The following is a 20,245-nucleotide window of genomic DNA, read 5'->3' on the forward strand; positions in this document are numbered from 1 at the left end:
TGATATTCGGCCGATTTAAGTGTTACTGTATAACCAAATTTCAGCTCATTGCCCGCCGTCCACGCTGCGGGCTTTCTTTTGCGCTGACCGACTGCGGGCGATGGAACGGCCGGATTCACTTCATGGACTTCAAGCTGAACAACACATGACCTCACTGTCCCTCACCGATCTCGCCTGGTCACCCTTGGGCCACGATCACTGCCATCACCAGTTCCAGCTGCATGACGCCTCGTTGCACGTGGCCGCCGGTGAGTTTGTCGGGCTGATCGGGCCCAATGGCAGCGGCAAGACCAGCCTGTTGCGCTGCGCCTATCGCTTCAGTCAGCCGGAACGCGGTGAGGTCAGACTCGATCACCACAACATCTGGAAGCAACCTTCACGCTGGTGTGCGCAGCGCATCGCCGTGGTTCTGCAGGAATTCCCGGATGCCTTCGGCCTGACCGTCGAAGAAGTGGTTGCCATGGGTCGCACGCCGCACAAAGGCCTGTTCGACAGCGACACGCTGGAAGACCGCCAGGTCGCCACCCAGGCCCTCAAATCGGTGGGCCTCGATGGCTTCGAAGATCACGCCTTCGCCACGCTGTCCGGCGGCGAAAAACAACGGGTGATCCTGGCCCGCGCCCTGACCCAGCAACCGCAACTGCTGATCCTCGACGAGCCGACCAACCACCTCGACCCGCGCTATCAGCTGGAGCTTCTGCAACTGGTCAAGCGTTTGCAGATCGGCACGTTGGCGAGCATTCACGACCTGAACCTGGCCGCCGCATTCTGCGACCGGTTGTATGTGATCAACCACGGACAAATCGTCGCCAGCGGCACCCCGCAACAAGTCCTGACCGTCGACCTGCTGCGCGACGTGTTCGGCGTCGAAGCATTGATCGATCCTCACCCCCTCCACGGCTACCCGCGAATCACCTGGATAACCCGACCATGACTGTGCGCTCCCTGCTTTGCCTCGCTCTGTTGCTGGGCACCACCCACGCCTTCGCCGAGGCCACCCGGTACCCGCTGACGATCCACAGCTGCAACCGCGAAGTGACCTTCAAGGAAGCGCCCAGACACGCGGTCAGCCACGACATCAACATGACCCAGATGATGCTCGCCCTCGGCCTCAAGTCGAAAATGGCCGGCTACAGCGGCGTGAGTGGCTGGAAGTCGGTGACACCGCAAATGCAGTCGCTGCTCGACGGGTTGCCGGAACTGGCAGCCAAGTACCCGTCGGTGGAAACCCTGCTCAACGCCAACGTCGATTTTTTCTTCGCCGGCTGGGATTACGGCATGCGCGTGGGTGGCGATCTCACGCCGCAGACCCTGCAACCGCTGGGCATCAACGTCTATGAGCTGACCGAATCCTGCGCCTTCGTGATGAAGCGACCGGCCGCCACGCTGGACGACACCTACAACGACCTGCGCAATCTCGGAAAGATTTTCGACGTGCAGGACCGCGCCAACGCGCTGATCGCCGATATGCAAAGTCAGGTTGCGGACATCCGCAAAGACCTGCCCGCCGAGAAACCCCGAGTATTCCTGTACGACAGTGGCGAAGACCGCGCCATGACCTCCGGCCGCCTCGGCATGCCACAAGCACTGATCGACGCCGCTGGCGGGCGCAACGTTCTCGATGACGTCGAAGCGAGCTGGACCCGGGTCAACTGGGAAACCGTGGTCGAGCGCAATCCGCAGGTGATCGTGATCGTCGACTACAGCGAAATCACCGCCGAGCAGAAGATTGAATTCCTGCTGAAGAACAAGGCTCTGCAGTCGGTGGACGCGATCAAGAACCAGCGCTTCATCGTCATCCCTTACGTGCAGGCCACGCCGGGGATCGACAACGTGCTGGCGGTTGAAACCCTGGCCAAAGGGTTCCACGGCGAATGATCAGTCGTGGTTACGGCTGGCTGCTGATTGCCCTCGGCGCGGTGCTGCTAGTGTCGTGCGTGGTGTCGCTGGGCTTCGGCCCGGCGCGGGTGCCGGTGGACGTGGTGTGGCGGATTCTGCTGCACAAGCTGTTCGGCCTCGGCGCGCCGGACTGGAGCGCTGGCCAGGAACACATCGTCTGGCTGATCCGCGTGCCGCGCATGCTGCTCGGTGCATTGGTCGGCGCCGGACTGGCGTTGATCGGCGCGGTGCTGCAAGCGGTGACGCGTAATCCGCTGGCCGATCCTCATCTGCTCGGCGTCACTTCCGGTGCCACGCTCGGTGCAGTGATCGTGGTGCTGCACGTCGGTGAAATCGTCGGCCTGCTGACTTTGCCGATCGCCGCGTTCATTGGCGCATTGTTGAGCATGTTTCTGGTGCTGGGCATCGCCAGCCGGCAGGGTCGGCTGGACAGTGATCGTCTGCTGCTGTGCGGCGTGGCGGTGTCGTTCGTGATGATGGCGATCGCCAATCTGCTGTTGTTCATGGGCGATCACCGGGCCAGTTCGGCGGTGATGTTCTGGATGCTCGGCGGCCTCGGTCTGGCACGCTGGGAATTGTTGGCCGTGCCGGCGCTGAGCGTGTTGCTCGGCCTGATTCTGCTGATCGGCATGGCCCGTCCGCTGAACGCCTTGATGGCCGGCGAACAGACCGCCGTCACCCTCGGCCTGAATGCCCGCGCGGTGCGTCTGCGGGTGTTCGTGATCGCTTCGCTGATGACCGGGGTGCTGGTATCGATCAGCGGCTCCATCGGTTTTGTCGGGCTGATGGTGCCGCACATTGCCCGGCGCCTGATCGGTGCCGAGCATCGGCGTCTGCTGCCGGTGTGCGTGTTGCTCGGCAGCGTTTTCCTCGTCTGGGTGGACGTCGCCGCACGCACACTGATTGCCCCGGAAGACCTGCCCATCGGCGTTGCCACCGCAGCCCTCGGCGGCCTGTTTTTCATCGGCCTGATGCGCCGCCGCTGAATCCTCCGGGTGCGCCCCAATCTGGCGCACCTCGTTGCACCTTTGCATGCAACACGTCCCCTCATGGTGCGCCGCCTTCGCGCGCGACCGCTCTAAACCGACATTTCCCTGCCCAAACCCGACCGGGCACAGCCCTTGCAAAACCCCCTTCAGTCGTTCGCATCTGCCAACCATAAAAAACTTTAACGTTCATGGAGATCGCACAATGAAGCGTCGCAGTTTGATCAAGGCTTTCACACTCACGGCATCCATTGCCGCGATGGGCATGACCTGGACCGTACAGGCCGCCGAGACCATCAAGGTCGGGATTCTGCATTCGTTGTCCGGCACCATGGCGATCTCCGAAACATCGCTCAAGGACATGGCGTTGATGACCATCGACGAGATCAACGCCAAGGGCGGGGTGAACGGCAAGATGCTGGAGCCGGTGGTGGTCGACCCGGCGTCGAACTGGCCGCTGTTCGCGGAAAAGGGTCGGCAGCTACTGACCCAGGACAAGGTCGCGGTGGTGTTCGGTTGCTGGACTTCGGTGTCGCGCAAATCGGTGCTGCCGGTGTTCGAAGAACTCAACGGCCTGCTGTTCTATCCGGTGCAATACGAAGGTGAAGAGATGTCGCCGAACGTGTTCTACACCGGTGCCGCGCCAAACCAGCAAGCGATCCCGGCGGTTGAATACCTGATGAGCGAAGAAGGCGGCAGCGCCAAGCGTTTCTTCCTGCTCGGCACCGACTACGTGTACCCGCGCACCACCAACAAGATCCTGCGTTCGTTCCTGCACTCCAAAGGCGTCGCTGATAAGGACATCGAAGAGGTCTACACCCCGTTCGGCCACAGCGACTATCAAACCATCGTCGCCAACATCAAAAAATTCTCGGCCGGCGGCAAGACCGCTGTGATCTCCACCGTCAACGGCGACTCCAACGTGCCGTTCTACAAAGAGCTGGCCAACCAGGGCCTGAAAGCCACCGAAGTACCAGTGGTGGCGTTCTCGGTGGGCGAAGAAGAACTGCGCGGCATCGACACCAAGCCGCTTGTGGGCAACCTCGCGGCGTGGAACTACTTCGAGTCGGTGGAGAACCCGGTGAACAAGAAGTTCGTCGATGACTGGAAAGCCTACGCGAAGAAACACAACCTGCCGGGCGCCGACAAAGCGGTGACCAACGACCCGATGGAAGCCACTTACGTCGGCATCCACATGTGGGCGCAGGCGGCCGAGAAAGCCAAATCCACTGACGTCGACAAGGTCCGCGAAGCCCTCGGCGGCCAGACCTTCGCCGCGCCGTCCGGCTACACCCTGACCATGGACAAGACCAATCACCATTTGCACAAACCGGTGATGATCGGCGAGATCCAGAGCGACGGTCAGTTCAACGTCGTGTGGCAGACCGAAGGGCCGATTCGTGCGCAGCCGTGGAGCCCGTTCATTCCGGGTAACGACAAGAAGCCGGATTATGCGGTGAAGAGCAACTGAGTTAACCCGCTCAACCTGATCGTTCCCACGTCGAGGCGTCGAACCGTCTGCGTGGGAATGCCTCAATGGACGCTCTGCGTCCGCTTTTGGGACGCGGAGCGTCCCGGACTGCATTCCCACGCTGAGCGTGGGAACGATCACTACGCAAGGCCATTTCATATGCCCACTGCCCTTTACCGCTTGATCCTGGCCCTGGCGCTTTTGCTGCCGATGGCCGCCCATGCCGGGGACGCCGAAGACTTCGTCGCCGCCAACCCGATGCAACAGGCCAAACTGCTGGAAGCCTGGGCCGCGCAGCCCGATCCGGCCCGTGTCGAACTGATCAACGCCCTGCAACAAGGCGAGCTGACCGTCGACGGCCAACCCAAGACCGTGCGCCTGAACAACCGCCTGCGGGGTCTGATCGATACCGCACTGGCCAGCCACCAATTGCTCGCCGCCGACGCCAAAATCCGTCTGAGCGCCGCGCAGCAATTGCAGAAAAGCGCCAAACCGGCGCAGCTGAAATTCCTCGACCGGCAACTGGCTGGCGAACAAGACGAAAGCGTCCACGCCGCCCTGAGCCTGGCGCTGGCCAACCTGCAACTGGTCGACACCGACCCGGCGGTGCGCCTCGCGGCCGTGCGCCTGCTCGGTGAAACCGGCGACCCGCTGGCCCGCACCCGCCTCGAAGGCTTGCTCGAACCCGGGGTCGAAACCGATGCCAATGTGCGCACCGCCGCCGAAACCAGCCTCGCCCAGGTCAAGCGCAAACTGCTGGTCGGGGAACTGCTCGGCCAAGCCTTCAGCGGCATGTCCCTCGGTTCGATTCTGCTGCTCGCGGCACTCGGTCTGGCGATTACCTTCGGCCTGCTCGGCGTGATCAACATGGCCCACGGCGAAATGCTGATGCTCGGCGCCTACTCGACCTACGTCGTGCAGTTGATGTTCCAGCGCTACGCCCCGCAGGCCATCGAGTTCTATCCGCTGATCGCGCTGCCGGTGGCGTTCTTCGTCACCGCCGCCATCGGCATGGCACTGGAGCGCACGGTGATCCGTCACCTCTACGGTCGCCCGCTGGAAACCTTGCTCGCGACCTGGGGCATCAGCCTGATGCTGATCCAGCTTGTCCGGTTGCTGTTCGGTGCGCAAAACGTTGAAGTGGCGAACCCGGCATGGCTGTCCGGCGGGATTCAGGTGCTGCCGAATCTGGTGCTGCCGTACAACCGCATCGTGATCATCGCCTTCGCATTGTTCGTAGTGGTGCTGACCTGGCTGCTGCTGAACAAGACCCGCCTCGGTCTGAACGTGCGCGCCGTCACCCAGAATCGCAACATGGCCGCCTGCTGCGGTGTGCCCACCGGGCGTGTCGACATGCTCGCCTTCGGCCTCGGCTCGGGCATTGCCGGGCTCGGTGGCGTTGCCCTGAGCCAGATCGGCAACGTCGGCCCGGATCTGGGCCAGAGCTACATCATCGACTCGTTCCTGGTGGTGGTGCTCGGCGGCGTCGGCCAACTGGCCGGCAGCGTGTTCGCCGCGTTCGGCCTGGGCATCGCCAACAAGATTCTCGAACCGCAGATCGGTGCGGTGCTCGGCAAGATCCTGATCCTCGCGCTGATCATTCTGTTCATCCAGAAACGTCCGCAAGGCCTCTTCGCACTGAAAGGACGGGTGATCGACTGATGAACCAGCCTCTACTAGTCACGGCCACACAAAAGGCCGGCCCGAAAGTCACGCTCGCCATCGGCGCGGTCGTTCTCGCATTGCTGATCGCCCTGCCGCTGCTGTCGCTGCTGCCGACGGACAGTGCGCTGCATGTCTCGGCTTACACCCTGACACTGGTCGGCAAGATTCTCTGCTACGCCATCGTCGCCCTGGCACTGGATCTGGTCTGGGGTTACGCAGGTCTGCTGTCGCTGGGCCACGGTCTGTTCTTCGCCCTCGGCGGTTATGCGATGGGCATGTACCTGATGCGTCAGGCTGCCGGTGATGGCCTGCCGGCGTTCATGACCTTTCTGTCGTGGACCGAATTGCCGTGGTACTGGAGCGGCACCGGCAACTTCCTCTGGGCAATGTGCCTGGTGGTGTTGGCACCGGGACTGCTGGCGCTGGTGTTCGGATTTTTCGCCTTCCGCTCGCGGATCAAGGGCGTGTATTTCTCGATCATGACCCAGGCCCTGACCTTCGCCGGGATGCTGCTGTTTTTCCGCAACGAGACCGGCTTCGGCGGCAACAACGGCTTCACCAATTTCCGCACGATCCTCGGTTTTGGCATCACCGAACCCGGCACTCGCGCGGTGCTGTTTCTGGCAACGGTGTTGTTGCTGGTGGCGAGTCTGTTCATCGGCTGGCGCCTGGCCCGCAGCAAGTTCGGCCGGGTACTGACGGCGCTGCGCGATGCGGAAAACCGCCTGATGTTCTGTGGCTACGACCCGCGCGGTTTCAAGCTGTTCGTCTGGGTCTTGAGCGCGGTGTTGTGTGGTCTGGCCGGTGCGTTGTACGTGCCGCAGGTGGGGATCATCAACCCGAGCGAAATGTCGCCGACCAACTCGATCGAAGCCGCCGTGTGGGTAGCCCTGGGCGGACGCGGCACCCTGATCGGCCCGCTGCTCGGCGCCGGCGTGGTCAACGGCATGAAGAGCTGGTTCACCGTGGCCTTCCCCGAATACTGGCTGTTCTTCCTCGGCGCGCTGTTCATCGTCGTGACGTTGTACCTGCCCAAAGGCGTGATCGGTCTGCTGAAGAAACGAGGTGAATCATGAGAGTCACGGCGAGCGCTGAATTCATGCTGGAACCGGCCTTTTTCCCGGTGGAGCCCAACAAGGACGAAGGCACCAGCCGCGACTCGATCGGCCTCGGGCAACGCGTCGGTCCGGGCCTCGACACCCGTCACGGCACGATCCTGACCCTGGAAGACATCAGCGTCAGCTTCGATGGCTTCCGGGCGTTGAACAATCTGAACCTGTACATCGGCGTCGGCGAACTGCGCTGCATCATCGGCCCCAACGGCGCGGGCAAGACCACCCTGATGGACGTCATCACCGGCAAGACCCGCCCGAGCCACGGCAAGGCCTGGTTCGGCGAAACCCTCGACCTGACGCAAATGAGCGAAGTGCAGATCGCCCAGGCCGGCATCGGTCGCAAGTTCCAGAAACCGACGGTGTTCGAAGCCTTGAGCGTGTTCGAGAACCTGGAGCTGGCGCAGAAGACCGACAAGTCGGTGTGGGCCAGCCTGCGGGCGAAGTTGAGCGGCGAGCAGAAAGACCGGATCAGCGAAGTGCTCGACACCATTCGCCTGACCTCCTCGGTCAATCGTCCGGCGGGGCTGCTGTCCCACGGGCAGAAACAGTTTCTGGAGATCGGCATGCTGCTGATGCAGGACCCGCAACTGCTGCTGCTCGACGAACCGGTGGCGGGCATGACCGATGCCGAAACCGAGTTCACCGCCGAACTGTTCAAGTCGCTCGCGGGCAAGCATTCGCTGATGGTGGTGGAACACGACATGGGCTTCGTCGGCTCGATCGCCGACCACGTCACCGTGCTGCATCAGGGCAGCGTGCTGGCCGAAGGATCACTGGAACAGGTGCAGGACAACGAGCGCGTGATCGAAGTCTATCTCGGCCGCTGAAGAGGAAATCAGAGCGTGGGAACGATCACCGGGGAGAATTTGAACATGCTGCAAGTCGACAAGCTGCACCAGTACTACGGCGGTAGCCACATCCTGCGCGGCCTGAGCTTTGACGTGAAGGTCGGCGAAGTAACCTGCCTGCTCGGGCGCAACGGCGTGGGCAAGACCACGTTGCTCAAATGCCTGATGGGCCTGCTGCCGGCCAAGGAAGGCGCGGTGAACTGGGAAGGCCAACCGATCACCACGTACAAGCCGCATCAACGGGTGCACGCCGGCATCGCCTACGTGCCCCAGGGCCGGGAAATCTTCGGCCGGCTGACCGTGGAAGAGAACCTGCTGATGGGCCTGTCGCGCTTTCCCGGCAGCGAAGCCAAAGAGGTTCCGGCGTTCATCTACGAGCTGTTCCCGGTGCTGCTGCAAATGAAACAGCGGCGCGGTGGCGACCTGTCCGGCGGTCAGCAACAGCAGCTCGCGATCGGCCGCGCGCTGGCCAGCCGTCCACGGTTGCTGATCCTCGACGAGCCAACCGAGGGCATTCAGCCGTCGGTGATCAAGGAAATCGGCGCGGTGATCAAGAAACTCGCGGCCCGTGGCGACATGGCGATTCTGCTGGTGGAGCAGTTCTACGATTTCGCCGCCGAACTGGCCGATCAGTACCTGGTGATGTCCCGGGGCGAGATCGTGCAGCAGGGCCGGGGCGAGAATATGGAAGCCGAAGGTGTACGCGGGCTGGTGACTATTTGAGGTTACGGTCTAATCTGTAGCGTCCTAACGATAATCAGAAAACATGAACTTACCTGTTGCGACTGCCCTGTTTACCCCGAGCTGGCACGCCGAGCTGGAGCTGGCCTATGCCCGCTTCGGCGATTGCACGCGGCCGACCCGACGCCGGCACTTAGGCCCGTTGCGGGTGCAAAAGCATCTGTACGCCGAAGGGCCCGAGGTCTGCCAGCACATCGTCGTCCACCCGCCGGGCGGGATTGCCGGCGGTGACCGGCTCGACATCAGCGCCCGCGTCGAACAAGGCGCCTGGGCGCAGATCACCAGCCCCGGCGCGGCCAAGTGGTATCGCGCGGCAGGCCCCGCCTATCAGTCGCTGAAGCTGCATATTGCTGATGGCGCGACACTGGAATGGCTGCCCCAGGAAACCATCGTCTACAGCGCCGCCCAGGCGGAACTTGCGACCTCGATCGATCTTGAAGGCAATGCGCGCCTGTTCTACTGGGACGTGATAGCGCTGGGTCGTCCGGCCAGTGGCGAGCGTTTCGATCTTGGGCATTTTCAGGCGCATCTGGATATTCGCCGCGATGGCCGACTGCTTTGGCACGAACGCCAGCGCATCGTCGGCGCCGACGGTTTGCTTGATTCGCCGATCGGGCTGGATGGCAATCCGGTGTTCGCGACGTTGCTGGTGACCGGCGAGATCGATGCCGAACGGCTGGAGCGCTGCCGCTCGCTGGGCCACGACGTGCGCGGGGATCTGACGCAGTTGCCCGGTCTTTTGGTCGCCCGTTGCCTGGCCAGCGAAGCGTTGCTGGCGCGGGCGTGGCTGATCGATCTGTGGCGATTGCTCAGGCCTGCGTTGCTTGGCCGCGAAGCCTTGCCTCCCCGAATCTGGAATACCTGATTTTCTTCAACTGCCGACAATGGATTTCAAACGATGGACCTGACCCCACGCGAAAAAGACAAGCTGCTGATCTTCACCGCCGGCCTCGTTGCCGAGCGGCGACTGGCCCGTGGCGTGAAGCTCAACTACCCGGAAGCCATGGCCTATATCTCGGCGGCGCTGCTTGAAGGCGCCCGTGACGGCCAGACCGTGGCCGAACTGATGCATTACGGCACGACCCTGCTGACCCGCGATCAAGTGATGGAAGGCATCCCGGAAATGATCCCGGAGATTCAGGTCGAAGCGACGTTTCCCGACGGCACCAAACTGGTCACCGTCCACCAACCGATCGTCTGAGGCCGCGCCATGACTTACACCATCCGCGATGCACTGCACGCCGACCTGCCGGCGATCCGCGACATCTACAACGACGCCGTGCTCAACACCACGGCGATCTGGAATGAATCCGCCGTCGACCTCGGCAACCGTCAGGCATGGTTCAGCGCGCGTCAGGCCCAGGGTTATCCGATCCTGGTGATCGTCGACGCCGACAACGCCACCCTCGGCTACGCTTCGTTCGGTGACTGGCGGCCATTCGACGGTTTCCGCCACACGGTCGAGCACTCGGTCTACGTGCGCAGCGACCAGCGTGGCAACGGCCTCGGCCCGCAACTGATGACCGCGCTGATCGCACGCGCGAAAACCTGCGGCAAACACATCATGGTCGCCGCCATCGAGAGCGGCAACGCCGCGTCGATCCGCCTGCACGAACGCGCCGGTTTCATTACCACCGGGCAGATGCCGCAAGTCGGCACCAAGTTCGGCCGCTGGCTCGACCTGACCTTCATGCAACTGACCCTCAATCCTGGCGCGGAGCCACCGCCCGCCAACAAGGAGTGATAACGATGAACCCCGCCCAACTGCGACGCGTCAATGCGGAAAGTTTTGCGCACTATCGTCAGGGCCTGATCGACCTGCTGCTCGACGCCGTTGGTTATGGCGCCAGCGTCGGCTTCATGGCCGACCTCGATGCCGCTCAGGCCCGCGCCTATTTCGACGACGTGCAGGACAACCTGAACAAGGGCAACGTCTTGCTGTGGGTGGTGGTCAAGGATGAACAAGTGCAGGCCAGCGTCCAGTTGAGCCTGTGCCAGAAGGCCAACGGCCTGAACCGTGCCGAGGTGCAGAAGCTGTTGGTACGCGAACACGCCCGGCGGCGCGGCCTCGGCCAGCAGTTGATGCAAGCGCTGGAACTGACGGCCCGCCAGTACAAGCGCGGCATGCTTTACCTCGACACCGAGGCCGGCTCCCCCGCCGAAGATTTCTACAAGGCCCTGGGTTACACCCGCGCCGGGGAAATCCCCGATTACGCCTGCGACCCGAACGGCACCTATCGCCCGACGGCCCTCTATTACAAAGTCCTGCAAGGAGCGAACTGATGATTCCCGGCGAATACCGGATCCAGCCCGGCGACATCGAACTCAACGTCGGTCGTCGCACGGTCAGCCTGAAAGTGGCGAACAGCGGCGACCGGCCGATCCAGGTCGGCTCGCACTACCATTTTTTCGAAACCAACGACGCCCTGACCTTCGACCGCGCCGCCAGCCGTGGCATGCGCCTGAACATCCCGGCGGGCACCGCCGTGCGCTTCGAGCCGGGACAAAGCCGCGAGGTGGAACTGGTGGAATACGCCGGGCATCGCCGAGTGTTCGGGTTTGCCGGGCGGGTCATGGGTGACCTCTGAAGTTATACCGTTTGCGCAGGCCCCTTCGCGAGCAAGCTCGCTCCCACAGGTGATCGCATTCCCTCTGTGGGAGCGAGCTTGCTCGCGAATCTGTGAGCGAAGCGAACAGTCTCAAAAACAATTGAATCTCAAGGCATGCGCATGAAAATCTCGAGACAAGCCTACGCCGACATGTTCGGCCCCACCGTCGGCGACAAGGTGCGCCTGGCCGACACCGAGCTGTGGATCGAGGTCGAGCAGGACTTCACCACCTACGGCGAAGAAGTGAAATTCGGCGGCGGCAAAGTGATCCGCGATGGCCAGGGCCAGAGCCAGTTGCTGGCGGCAGAAGTGGTCGACACCGTCATCACCAACGCGTTGATCATCGACCACTGGGGCATCGTCAAGGCCGACGTCGGCCTCAAGGACGGGCGCATCGCCGCGATCGGCAAGGCCGGCAACCCGGACGTGCAGCCCGGCGTGACCATCGCCATCGGCGCCAGCAGCGAAGTGATCGCCGGCGAAGGCATGATCCTCACCGCCGGTGGCATCGACACCCACATCCACTTCATCTGCCCGCAGCAGATCGAAGAAGCGCTGATGAGCGGCGTCACCACCATGATCGGCGGCGGCACCGGCCCGGCCACCGGCACCAACGCCACCACCTGCACTTCCGGACCGTGGCACCTGGCGCGGATGCTCCAGGCAGCGGATGCGTTCCCGATGAACATCGGCCTCACCGGCAAGGGCAACGCCAGCCTGCCGGAGCCGTTGATCGAACAGGTCAAGGCCGGCGCCATCGGCCTCAAGCTCCACGAGGACTGGGGCACCACCCCGGCGAGCATCGACAACTGCCTGAGCGTCGCCGACCAGTACGACGTGCAGGTGGCGATCCACACCGACACCCTCAACGAATCCGGTTTCGTCGAAACCACCCTCGGCGCGTTCAAGGGTCGCACCATCCACACCTATCACACCGAAGGTGCCGGCGGCGGCCATGCGCCGGACATCATCAAGGCCTGCGGTTTCGCCAACGTGCTGCCGAGTTCGACCAACCCGACCCGGCCTTTCACCCGCAACACCATCGACGAACACCTCGACATGCTGATGGTCTGCCACCACCTCGACCCGAGCATCGCCGAAGACGTGGCGTTCGCCGAAAGCCGCATCCGCCGCGAAACCATTGCCGCCGAAGACATCCTCCACGACCTCGGCGCGTTCTCGATGATCAGCTCCGACAGCCAGGCCATGGGCCGCGTCGGCGAAGTCATCACGCGTACCTGGCAGACCGCCGACAAGATGAAAAAACAGCGCGGCCCGCTCGCGCAGGACGGCGAAGGCAACGACAACTTCCGCGCCAAGCGCTACATCGCCAAGTACACGATCAACCCGGCGATCACCCACGGCATCAGCCATGAAGTGGGTTCGGTGGAAGTCGGCAAATGGGCCGATCTGGTGCTCTGGCGCCCGGCGTTCTTCGGCGTGAAACCGACGCTGATCCTCAAGGGCGGTGCCATCGCCGCGAGCCTGATGGGCGACGCCAATGCCTCGATTCCAACCCCGCAACCGGTGCACTACCGCCCGATGTTCGCCAGCTACGGCGGCTCGCTGCACGCCACCAGCCTGACCTTCATCAGCCAGGCCGCGCAGGAGGCGGGACTGCCCGATGCATTGGGCCTGAAGAAGAAAATCGCCGTGGTCAAAGGTTGTCGCGACGTGCAGAAAACCGACCTGATCCACAACGATTACCTGCCCAACATCGACGTCGACCCACAGACCTATCAGGTCAAGGCCGACGGCGTATTGCTCTGGTGTGAACCGGCCGAAACCCTGCCGATGGCGCAGCGTTACTTCCTGTTCTGAGACAAAGCCCTGGGCGTCGAGACAGTCGACGCCCAGGGCTGTGGTGATCATCGAGCGGAAGCGTTCATCAGGTCTTGCGAAGTGCCCTCGGTGGCGGTGGGCATCGGTTCGCCGGTCTCAAGGTGCGACAACTCGATCAGTTTCGTATTGCGCTCAATGCTGCGCTCGACCTCAAGCATCTGCACCGCCTCGCGATAGGCCGTGCTGCTCACGTCTTCGTGTTCACCTTCCAGGCTTTCGAGTTGCTCATCGGCATGGCGGCCAAGCGCGGCGAACGCCTCCGGATATTTCTCGTTCAGGTATTGCACCCAGTATTCGCGGCTGATCAGGTCCTCATAGAACCGCACGCTTTTCTCGGCCTTCACCACCGCAGCACGCGCGGCTGCCAGCTCTTCGCCCCTGATCGGCCGGGCGAACCGCATCTGGCCGGGCTGACCCGGGAGCTGCAATCCATCCTCCCAGCCCGAGGTCAGGCCGATTCGATACTGCAGACGCACCTCCGCCGGATCGGCATGACGGTCCATGCTGCGGGCGGCGAGTTTTTCCACCTCGCCCAGACGGAACAGCTGCCGTGACAAGTCGAGCAAGGCGCGTCCCTTTTCCGCAAGGCCGGGCTGCAAATGGCGCAAGGCGTTGTACTCGAACACCTTGACCTCGATTTCACTGAACGCCAGGGTTCGCCCGTCGACACAGGTGGAGTGAGTGGTCGCCATGGAAAATACCGTGTCGCGCAGCTCCTGGCTGCCATCGATCGTCTCGACGATTTTCCATACTCGCCGGGTCAGGTCGGCACGAAAAACCCGGAACTCTTCGGTATCCGGCATCCGCGACAACAGATGGAAGAACGCAGCGTTGTCGGGTTCGCCAGCCAATCGCTGCCACATCATCCGATATGACGCGACATCCTCCTGGGCAACGCTTTCCATCCACGGAGCGGCCTGTTGTTCGAGGATGCCTTGAGCAGGCGTCAAAAGAACTTCATCCGGCTCCGGCTCGCTCTCGAGCCCCGCACCCTCACCGTCGCTTTCAGTGGTGCTATCCATGTCATCGATCATCCGGTCGATGTCGGCATAGGTAATGCCCAGCACCTCATGGCGTCCCTGGGTATCGGCGTACGCTCGCAACCGGACAAGGCTTTGCTGCGATATTTCGTAATTCTCCGACAGGTTGCTGCTCGCGATCAGCGCGGTATGAGTGCCGTCATACAGCTCGGAAGGAATCGACGCGATTTCGTTGCTGCTCAGATCGACCGCTTGCAGATTCGGCAACTGCAATACACCGTCAGGCCAGGCAGCCAGCAGATTGTCACGCAGGTCCAGCCGTTCCAGGCGCCCGAGGCCAGTGACATCGAACGTGTACAGGCTGTTATGGCTCAGATCCAGCCAGCGCAATTGCTCCAGCCCCTGAAGGATCGGATACATGGGTGTGGATTGCGCCAGGCCCGTGGACGACAGCTCAAGCCGTTCCAGCAAGCGCATCTGCGCAACAGGTTCAGGAATTGCCAACAGATGGTTGCCGCTGAGACTGAGCCGACGCAGCTGCGTAAATGCCCCGAGAAAACCGTTCGAACCACTTGTGGTGAGCTTGACCCCGGACAGATTCAGATTGCTCACCGCAGGCATTGATTCGCCCAGCTCAGGCAGATTACCCACCTGTAGACCGTCGAGGCTCAATTCGTGATCTGCCACGCCGTTCCAGTCAATCGAACCTTCGCGCCAGCACCTGATGATGCGCTGCGCGGCGAGCTGGCGGCTGCGCGACGATACGACCCAGTGCGTGCCCCGGGTTTCATGGGTGAACAGCCAGTCGTTCAGGCGCCGGGTGAGCGACTCGAATGACTGCTCCCATTGCGCGATCCGGGCACTGATCTGTGTATCGACCAGGCCGGCGTCCCGCATCTGTTCAATGGACGTCTGCGCACGGGCGGCGTCGTAATCCGGGCGCAGCCGCCGCAAACGCGCTTCCCACGTTACCGGACCTTCGCCCGTCGGCAACGGTGGCAGCGGCAACAGGCGTCGAGCAACCACCGAGCCGCTTTCCATGGGCGGTGTCCGGTGACGCGGCTCTTCCAGTGCAAAGCGTTGCAGCGAGCCGGCGACCAGGCCATGGCTGTCCTCGATCCGCGACCGGGCAGCAGCGAGATCGGCACGCGCCTGCGGACTCAGCGGAGTGTCGGTCAGGCTGGTGTCGAGCAACAGCTGATCACGAGACAGCAACGCCTGCGGTAACGACGTCAGGCGGCTGTCACTGAGATCCAGCCAGGTCAGCTCGGGCAGCGTCTCGGCACCGGTCGGCCATTGATCGATGGCAGTCTTGCTCAGGTCGAGCGCCCTCAGTCGGTTCATGCCGCGCACATCAATATTGCTCAATGGATTGTCATGCAGGTTCAGGGTTTCCAGCGTCGGCAGATCACCTGGCTCCAGCGGCAACGCAGACAGATTGCAATCGCTCAGATCCAGCGTATCGAGGTGCTGGAAAGTACGGAGAAAACCGCGCATTTGCTCCAGCGGGGCCTTTAACCCTGCCAGATACAGGTTGCGGACATGGTTGAAACCTTCAGGAGACAGGGTTGGCAGACTCTCCATCGGCGAACCGGCGATATCCAGCACCGAGGTGTCGTTGGGAAAACTGACATACAGGTTGTAAAACACGCTTTCAGTGCGTGTGCCATAGCGCTGAAGCAACCCGCTGCGCCAACTGCTCATCAGCGCTTCAGCCACTTCCGAGCGTGCTGTTCCGCCGTTGAACACGGTCGGCTCGGACCCCACCCACTCCTGCAACCGATTGAGTTCGTTGAACTGCTCGCTCAGGGTTTCGATGGCCGCAAACCGGCTCATCGCATCGGTAAATTGCGCTTTGAAGCCATTGTTCAAGACATCGAGCAGGCCGGACTCCATGCGGACGAAACGCTTGAGTTCGCCGCGACAGTAATCGGCAACCATTTCGTCCAGATCGAGCAGATGCCGGGGTTGGCTGCGGACAAACTCGTAGATCGGCTTGAACACTCGTCGCGTGAACCTCGACCAGTCCAGAGACAGACCGGACAACAGGCGCTGGTGCCCTTCATAGATGTCCACCGGCAGGCTGTTGATGGCGGTCGAGCGCAGGTTCAAGCGCTCGAGCCGGGGCAGGTCCAGCACACCGCGCGGCCATTGGTCCATTTGCAGGGCGTTGACTTCGAGCCTGCGCAACTGCCGCATGCCGCTGACATCAAGGGTCGTCGGTACGACTGGATTCATCCCGCCACCGGTACAGTGCAGCTCAAACTCTTCAAGCCGGCTCAACTCTCGAAGCCGCGTCGCCACAGTCGCAGTCAACGGCGTCGAAAGTTTCAGACGGGTCATGTGCCGCAGCGACTTCAGCGTCGCAAGCGTCTTCTCGAACTCCGCCGTACTCGTGGTCAGTGTCAGCCTCTCGACATTGGGAAACACGGCGAGCGTTTCGGCGACCACCGGCGCGCGCAGGGTCAGTTCGCGGACGTGGGCGAAATCTGCCGCCAGTGGTGGCAATGGCGCATCACTGATGAGGGTGAGGCGCGCCGCTTCAGGATCGTGTCCCGCCAACGGTGCATTGCGCCAGCCATCCTTGATGATTGCGTCGCGGGACTCTCGCTGGCGCAGGTCCGGTGACATCGACCATTGATCAAGTGTCGTTTCAAGCTGTCGCCATTCGCTCATGCGATTGTTGAGCAGATGGAAGATCTGTTGATCGGTCTTGCCCAGGCGCCATTGTTCGAGAATGAAACCTCGGGCCTGTGCGTCACTCAGTCCGGGATAGAGTGCCTGGACGTGGCTGGTCAACACCGGATCCAGCCCGGCGCTCTCACCACTGGCCGGATACCCCAGCCGCCCGGAAGCCATGCGACGAGGCGGCCTGAACCAACGGGCGGCGGGTCGAAACACCTGCGCGCACGCCGTGCGATGAGTGCGTGCGTAATCAATGATCGCGCGTTGCAGTTCCCTGCTTTGCCCCACCTGTGGCAATCCGATCGAGCGCCGAGCCTCATCGGGCAGCGCGTGCATCAGCGAGGCGTAAAAGTTGTCCCCTCTGGCGGGCATACTGTTGAGTGTTTCAGCACGATCGTCAAAGGCCTGCCAGGCCGTACCGTTCCTGACCACGAATTTGTGATGCGGCGCGGCCTCGCTGCCAATGGCATCGATCAGCGGTCCGCCGACACCGCCTGCGCGTAGTTCCAGACGTACATCGCCAGGCCAGCCAGGTAGTCTGCTCAATGCATGCAGCGCCAGTCGGGCGCTATCGTTCGACGCCATGGTTTCGCCGTGCAGCCCGGCCATGGCCCGGGTCAGGCGCCCTTCACCGGCATACTCGCGACTGAGCTCCTGCAAATGCAGGGGAACGCGTGGTGAACTGTCCAGCCGCGCGAGTTCGTCGGCATTCGCCTGATGCAACACAGTCTGCGCGGCCCGCTCTGTCAGGCCTGGCTGGCTTCGCTGCAATTTCGCGATCCGTGGCGCAACAGGATCGACGGGCCGTAAAAGGCTCTCGAGCAGCGCCGGTTTGCGAGCGTCGGCAAAATCGCCGATCTGCCGGGCCAGTTCCAGCGGCCTCACGGCGGCGACCCGTGCAGGCTCATCACCGAGTAATCCAACCACTTCGGCCTCATCCAGTGAGGCCAGAATCCGCGCCGGCAACCCACCGCTAAGCACCTCGGCCCGGCTGATCCGGATGGGCGCCCTGCCACCGCGCCGTGTCCCGTAACGCAGCGCACTACCCGACAAATCAGGAGACTCGTAGACCTGCAACTGCCGCCCCCACGGCCAGCGTGGCATCTCGGGCAGCAAGGGCAAAACCTGCAGGTATCGCTCGTCGATGGGTTGCGTACCGGCCACCTGTTCGACGATCAGTCCGGCATCCCGTTCGGCGCGGAAAAGTCTCATGGCGTCCGCCAGCTCCGGGGGAGGCAAGGCGTTGTCCAGGTGCATTTTGCGCAGGGCTTCATCGCTGACACCGGCCACGTCGCCAAGGATCAGCAACTGTTCGTCGGCGAAGGCGTCAGTACTGTGGCCGATCCGCCTGAGCAGTTTCAGTCGATCCCAGCGCTGCGGACGCTCAAGCGTGTGTCGCCAGGCGCCGGCGCCGTTGTGCGCCAACGGCGGATGATAGGCCTGCGGATCACTTGGATGGCTGATACGCCACGCTTTGAGCGACTCGTCATAAGTCTGCCGATACGTCTTGCCGTCAAGCTGGATGTATTTGTCCTGCCCGACTTCGTATTGCCCCAGCGCATTGGGCGCTGCGCGCGAGTCCAGTTTCACCGGACTCTCGTAAGCGCTCAGGTCAGGCTTCCACAAGCGGGTGGTGCCATCGGGCATCTGCACCTGATGCAGGTTCTCGATGGCCGGCACCGGCCTGGCAGTCGTCAGCCTGGCGAACGCTTTACCGCCACCTGCCATCAGGGCGATCAATGCCAGGTTCTGCGCGACATCGATCAGATGCGCCTTCGCGGCCTTGCGATCGCCCTCACTCCATTCGATGGCGCCTTCAAAGGTTTCGTCGAGCAGTTGCCCGGCCATCACCCCCATCATCAATTCCCCCAGCACCGGCACGAACATCGAAACACCGGTCAGCACCAGCATTCCGAGATTGAGCAACCCGGCGAGTTTTTCCGAGCGCACCCTGGCATCGACATCCGCGGTGGGTACGGCGTGGCTACGGGCATCGGCGATCAGTCGATCGCGATGCTGATCGAACAGGTATTCCCACAGGTCGACATTGTCCGCCCAGATCCCGTGGCCCTTGCGCGACAAGTCCACGGGATTCAGATACGGATCAGGATTCGGGACCTGCTCGACGGCAGGCGCAGGCGGCAACTCGCGGATGCCGACAAACGTCCCGCTGATCGGGTTGATGGCCTTGAAAGCCTCATTAAGCAGTGGAGCGTAGGGCGTCAATCTTTGTAAGGCCGTTCGGCCTGGCTTGTCATCGGTGAACTGACTGAAATAGTAAGACCGGTCGGCATAGGCCACGAACTGACTGAAGAACCGCTGATACGCATTCGGGTCCGCCGGATGAGCCTGCGTGGCATCGCGCGCAGTGAAGCGCTGCTTGAACATCGCTTCGATTTCCTGGCCCTTGTAACGATTGAGCGGGTGATAAGGATCGCCCGGGATATACAGGATCGAGTCGTCGCTGTAGCGGTACTTCTCGCAGATCGCGAACAACACGCAGCCGGTCATGCGCCGCCCCATCAGGCCCAGATCGCAGAACCAGATCTGCCGCTTGCCCTGGCGCGGCGCAAGCTCGCCATTGAGGATCGAGCGAATCGAGGCGTAGTCTTCGCGCCCGATATCGCCCGTGAGCAGCGCCACTTCGGCCGCTGCCCGCAAAGCAGTCTTGTGGGCGTCGATGAACTTGTCGCGCAGCACATTCCTGGCCACCGCATCCTTGGGGTACAGAAACGCCTTAAGGTAATCCTGATACTTCGCTCCGATGTCCAGCGAACGGCACAGTCCGGTGAACTGCTCGACTGTCAAACGGGTGGTTAACGGTTCCAGGGTGCCCGGTTTCGAGGTTTCAATGCGAAATCCCGAAGTTCGATGAAAGGCCCCGCCCTTACATTCGCGGGCTTCGAAATTGTGCAGCGCTGCTTGCAGCAAAGGCAGTTTCAGGACCTGGAAAGAATCGATTTCGATGGCGAAAATCCCCACCTCCACCGGTTTGTTCAGCACCAGCCAGGTCTTGTTGACGTCGAGGGTCACGTTGAACCGGTCCTTCAGGGCCTGGGTCAGCAAGGGCGCTGCGAAGCGATCGATGTCCTGAAAATCCGACATGGCATTGTCCAGCCGTGCCTGAGCGGCGAGGCTGGAGGTCAAGGCATCGCCCACGGCTTTGCGTTGATCGCGGGATGCGTGCCTGTACCAGTCCGGTGTGGCGACATCGGTATGCTTCAACGCCTCACGCTGGCGCTGCGAAGCATCGATCAGCCATCCGGGACTGGACCGCTGCAGCAGGTCGGCGTGCAGACTTTGCGTTACAAAGGGGCTCGGCGCTGCAACGGGGTCCGGGGAAGATGAAGCGGCAGGGATTTCGGACATGGTTTCACTCCTTCAAATGGAGCAAAAGCAGACCA

Annotated in this window: 15 protein-coding genes; 14 read left to right on the forward strand and 1 reads right to left on the reverse strand. The window is 62.3% G+C overall.

The genetic code is table 11. The features are described 5' to 3' along the window. Positions 1 to 145 precede the first annotated feature (145 nt). The 14 genes from AC1MDC_RS19005 to ureC all read left to right on the forward strand — a co-directional run bounded on the left by AC1MDC_RS19005 (position 146) and on the right by ureC (position 13,155). Positions 146 to 934 carry an ABC transporter ATP-binding protein gene (locus AC1MDC_RS19005; protein ID WP_266202079.1) on the forward strand — a complete coding sequence of 263 codons (789 nt, stop codon included), beginning with the start codon at positions 146 to 148 and terminating at the stop codon, positions 932 to 934. Next, entirely contained in the window at positions 931 to 1,878 is a 948-nt protein-coding gene (locus AC1MDC_RS19010) for an ABC transporter substrate-binding protein (RefSeq protein ID WP_266202080.1), read from the forward strand. The genes AC1MDC_RS19005 and AC1MDC_RS19010 overlap by 4 nt, the downstream gene beginning before the upstream one ends. Further along, positions 1,875 to 2,885 carry a FecCD family ABC transporter permease gene (locus AC1MDC_RS19015; protein ID WP_480393495.1) on the forward strand — a complete coding sequence of 337 codons (1,011 nt, stop codon included), beginning with the start codon at positions 1,875 to 1,877 and terminating at the stop codon, positions 2,883 to 2,885. The genes AC1MDC_RS19010 and AC1MDC_RS19015 overlap by 4 nt, the downstream gene beginning before the upstream one ends. A 205-nt stretch (positions 2,886 to 3,090) precedes the next feature. Further along, on the forward strand, positions 3,091 to 4,356 hold the full coding sequence (gene urtA, locus AC1MDC_RS19020; RefSeq protein ID WP_085701008.1) for an urea ABC transporter substrate-binding protein: 1,266 nt from the start codon (positions 3,091 to 3,093) through the stop codon (positions 4,354 to 4,356). A 159-nt stretch (positions 4,357 to 4,515) separates the two neighbouring features. Beyond that, positions 4,516 to 6,018, forward strand: coding sequence for an urea ABC transporter permease subunit UrtB (urtB, locus tag AC1MDC_RS19025; RefSeq protein ID WP_480393496.1), 1,503 nt, complete (start codon positions 4,516 to 4,518; stop codon positions 6,016 to 6,018). Beyond that, the gene (urtC, locus tag AC1MDC_RS19030; protein ID WP_085701010.1) at positions 6,018 to 7,097 is read left to right on the forward strand and encodes an urea ABC transporter permease subunit UrtC; all 1,080 of its coding nucleotides are present in this window, start codon (positions 6,018 to 6,020) and stop codon (positions 7,095 to 7,097) included. Before urtB ends, urtC begins: the two co-directional genes overlap by 1 nt. Next, complete coding sequence (gene urtD / locus AC1MDC_RS19035; protein WP_085685022.1) at positions 7,094 to 7,963, forward strand: urea ABC transporter ATP-binding protein UrtD; 870 nt, start codon at positions 7,094 to 7,096, stop codon at positions 7,961 to 7,963. The genes urtC and urtD overlap by 4 nt, the downstream gene beginning before the upstream one ends. Before the next feature lie 45 nt (positions 7,964 to 8,008). Then, a complete protein-coding gene (urtE, locus tag AC1MDC_RS19040; protein ID WP_085685026.1) occupies positions 8,009 to 8,707 on the forward strand; it encodes an urea ABC transporter ATP-binding subunit UrtE in 699 nt (232 codons plus the stop codon). A gap of 43 nt (positions 8,708 to 8,750) precedes the next feature. Continuing rightward, positions 8,751 to 9,590 (forward strand): urease accessory protein UreD, encoded by an 840-nt coding sequence (locus AC1MDC_RS19045; RefSeq protein ID WP_480393497.1) that lies wholly within the window; start codon positions 8,751 to 8,753, stop codon positions 9,588 to 9,590. A 33-nt stretch (positions 9,591 to 9,623) separates the two neighbouring features. Continuing rightward, positions 9,624 to 9,926: an urease subunit gamma gene (gene ureA / locus AC1MDC_RS19050; RefSeq protein WP_039766748.1), complete on the forward strand. Its 303-nt coding sequence runs from the start codon at positions 9,624 to 9,626 to the stop codon at positions 9,924 to 9,926. 9 nt (positions 9,927 to 9,935) lie between these two features. After that, the gene (locus AC1MDC_RS19055; RefSeq protein WP_085703430.1) at positions 9,936 to 10,469 is read left to right on the forward strand and encodes a GNAT family N-acetyltransferase; all 534 of its coding nucleotides are present in this window, start codon (positions 9,936 to 9,938) and stop codon (positions 10,467 to 10,469) included. A 5-nt stretch (positions 10,470 to 10,474) separates the two neighbouring features. Further along, a complete protein-coding gene (locus AC1MDC_RS19060) occupies positions 10,475 to 11,008 on the forward strand; it encodes a GNAT family N-acetyltransferase (RefSeq protein ID WP_085685035.1) in 534 nt (177 codons plus the stop codon). Next, positions 11,008 to 11,313: an urease subunit beta gene (locus AC1MDC_RS19065; RefSeq protein ID WP_085701013.1), complete on the forward strand. Its 306-nt coding sequence runs from the start codon at positions 11,008 to 11,010 to the stop codon at positions 11,311 to 11,313. Before AC1MDC_RS19060 ends, AC1MDC_RS19065 begins: the two co-directional genes overlap by 1 nt. 141 nt (positions 11,314 to 11,454) lie before the next feature. Beyond that, positions 11,455 to 13,155, forward strand: a complete 1,701-nt coding sequence (gene ureC / locus AC1MDC_RS19070; RefSeq protein WP_085701023.1) for an urease subunit alpha — start codon at positions 11,455 to 11,457, stop codon at positions 13,153 to 13,155. 47 nt (positions 13,156 to 13,202) lie between these two features. On the opposite strand, the gene AC1MDC_RS19075 is transcribed toward ureC, so the two are convergent. Then, positions 13,203 to 20,210 (reverse strand): NEL-type E3 ubiquitin ligase domain-containing protein, encoded by a 7,008-nt coding sequence (locus AC1MDC_RS19075; protein ID WP_480393498.1) that lies wholly within the window; start codon positions 20,208 to 20,210, stop codon positions 13,203 to 13,205. Positions 20,211 to 20,245 lie beyond the last annotated feature (35 nt).

The sequence above is a fragment of the Pseudomonas sp. 1 genome (assembly GCF_056626735.1).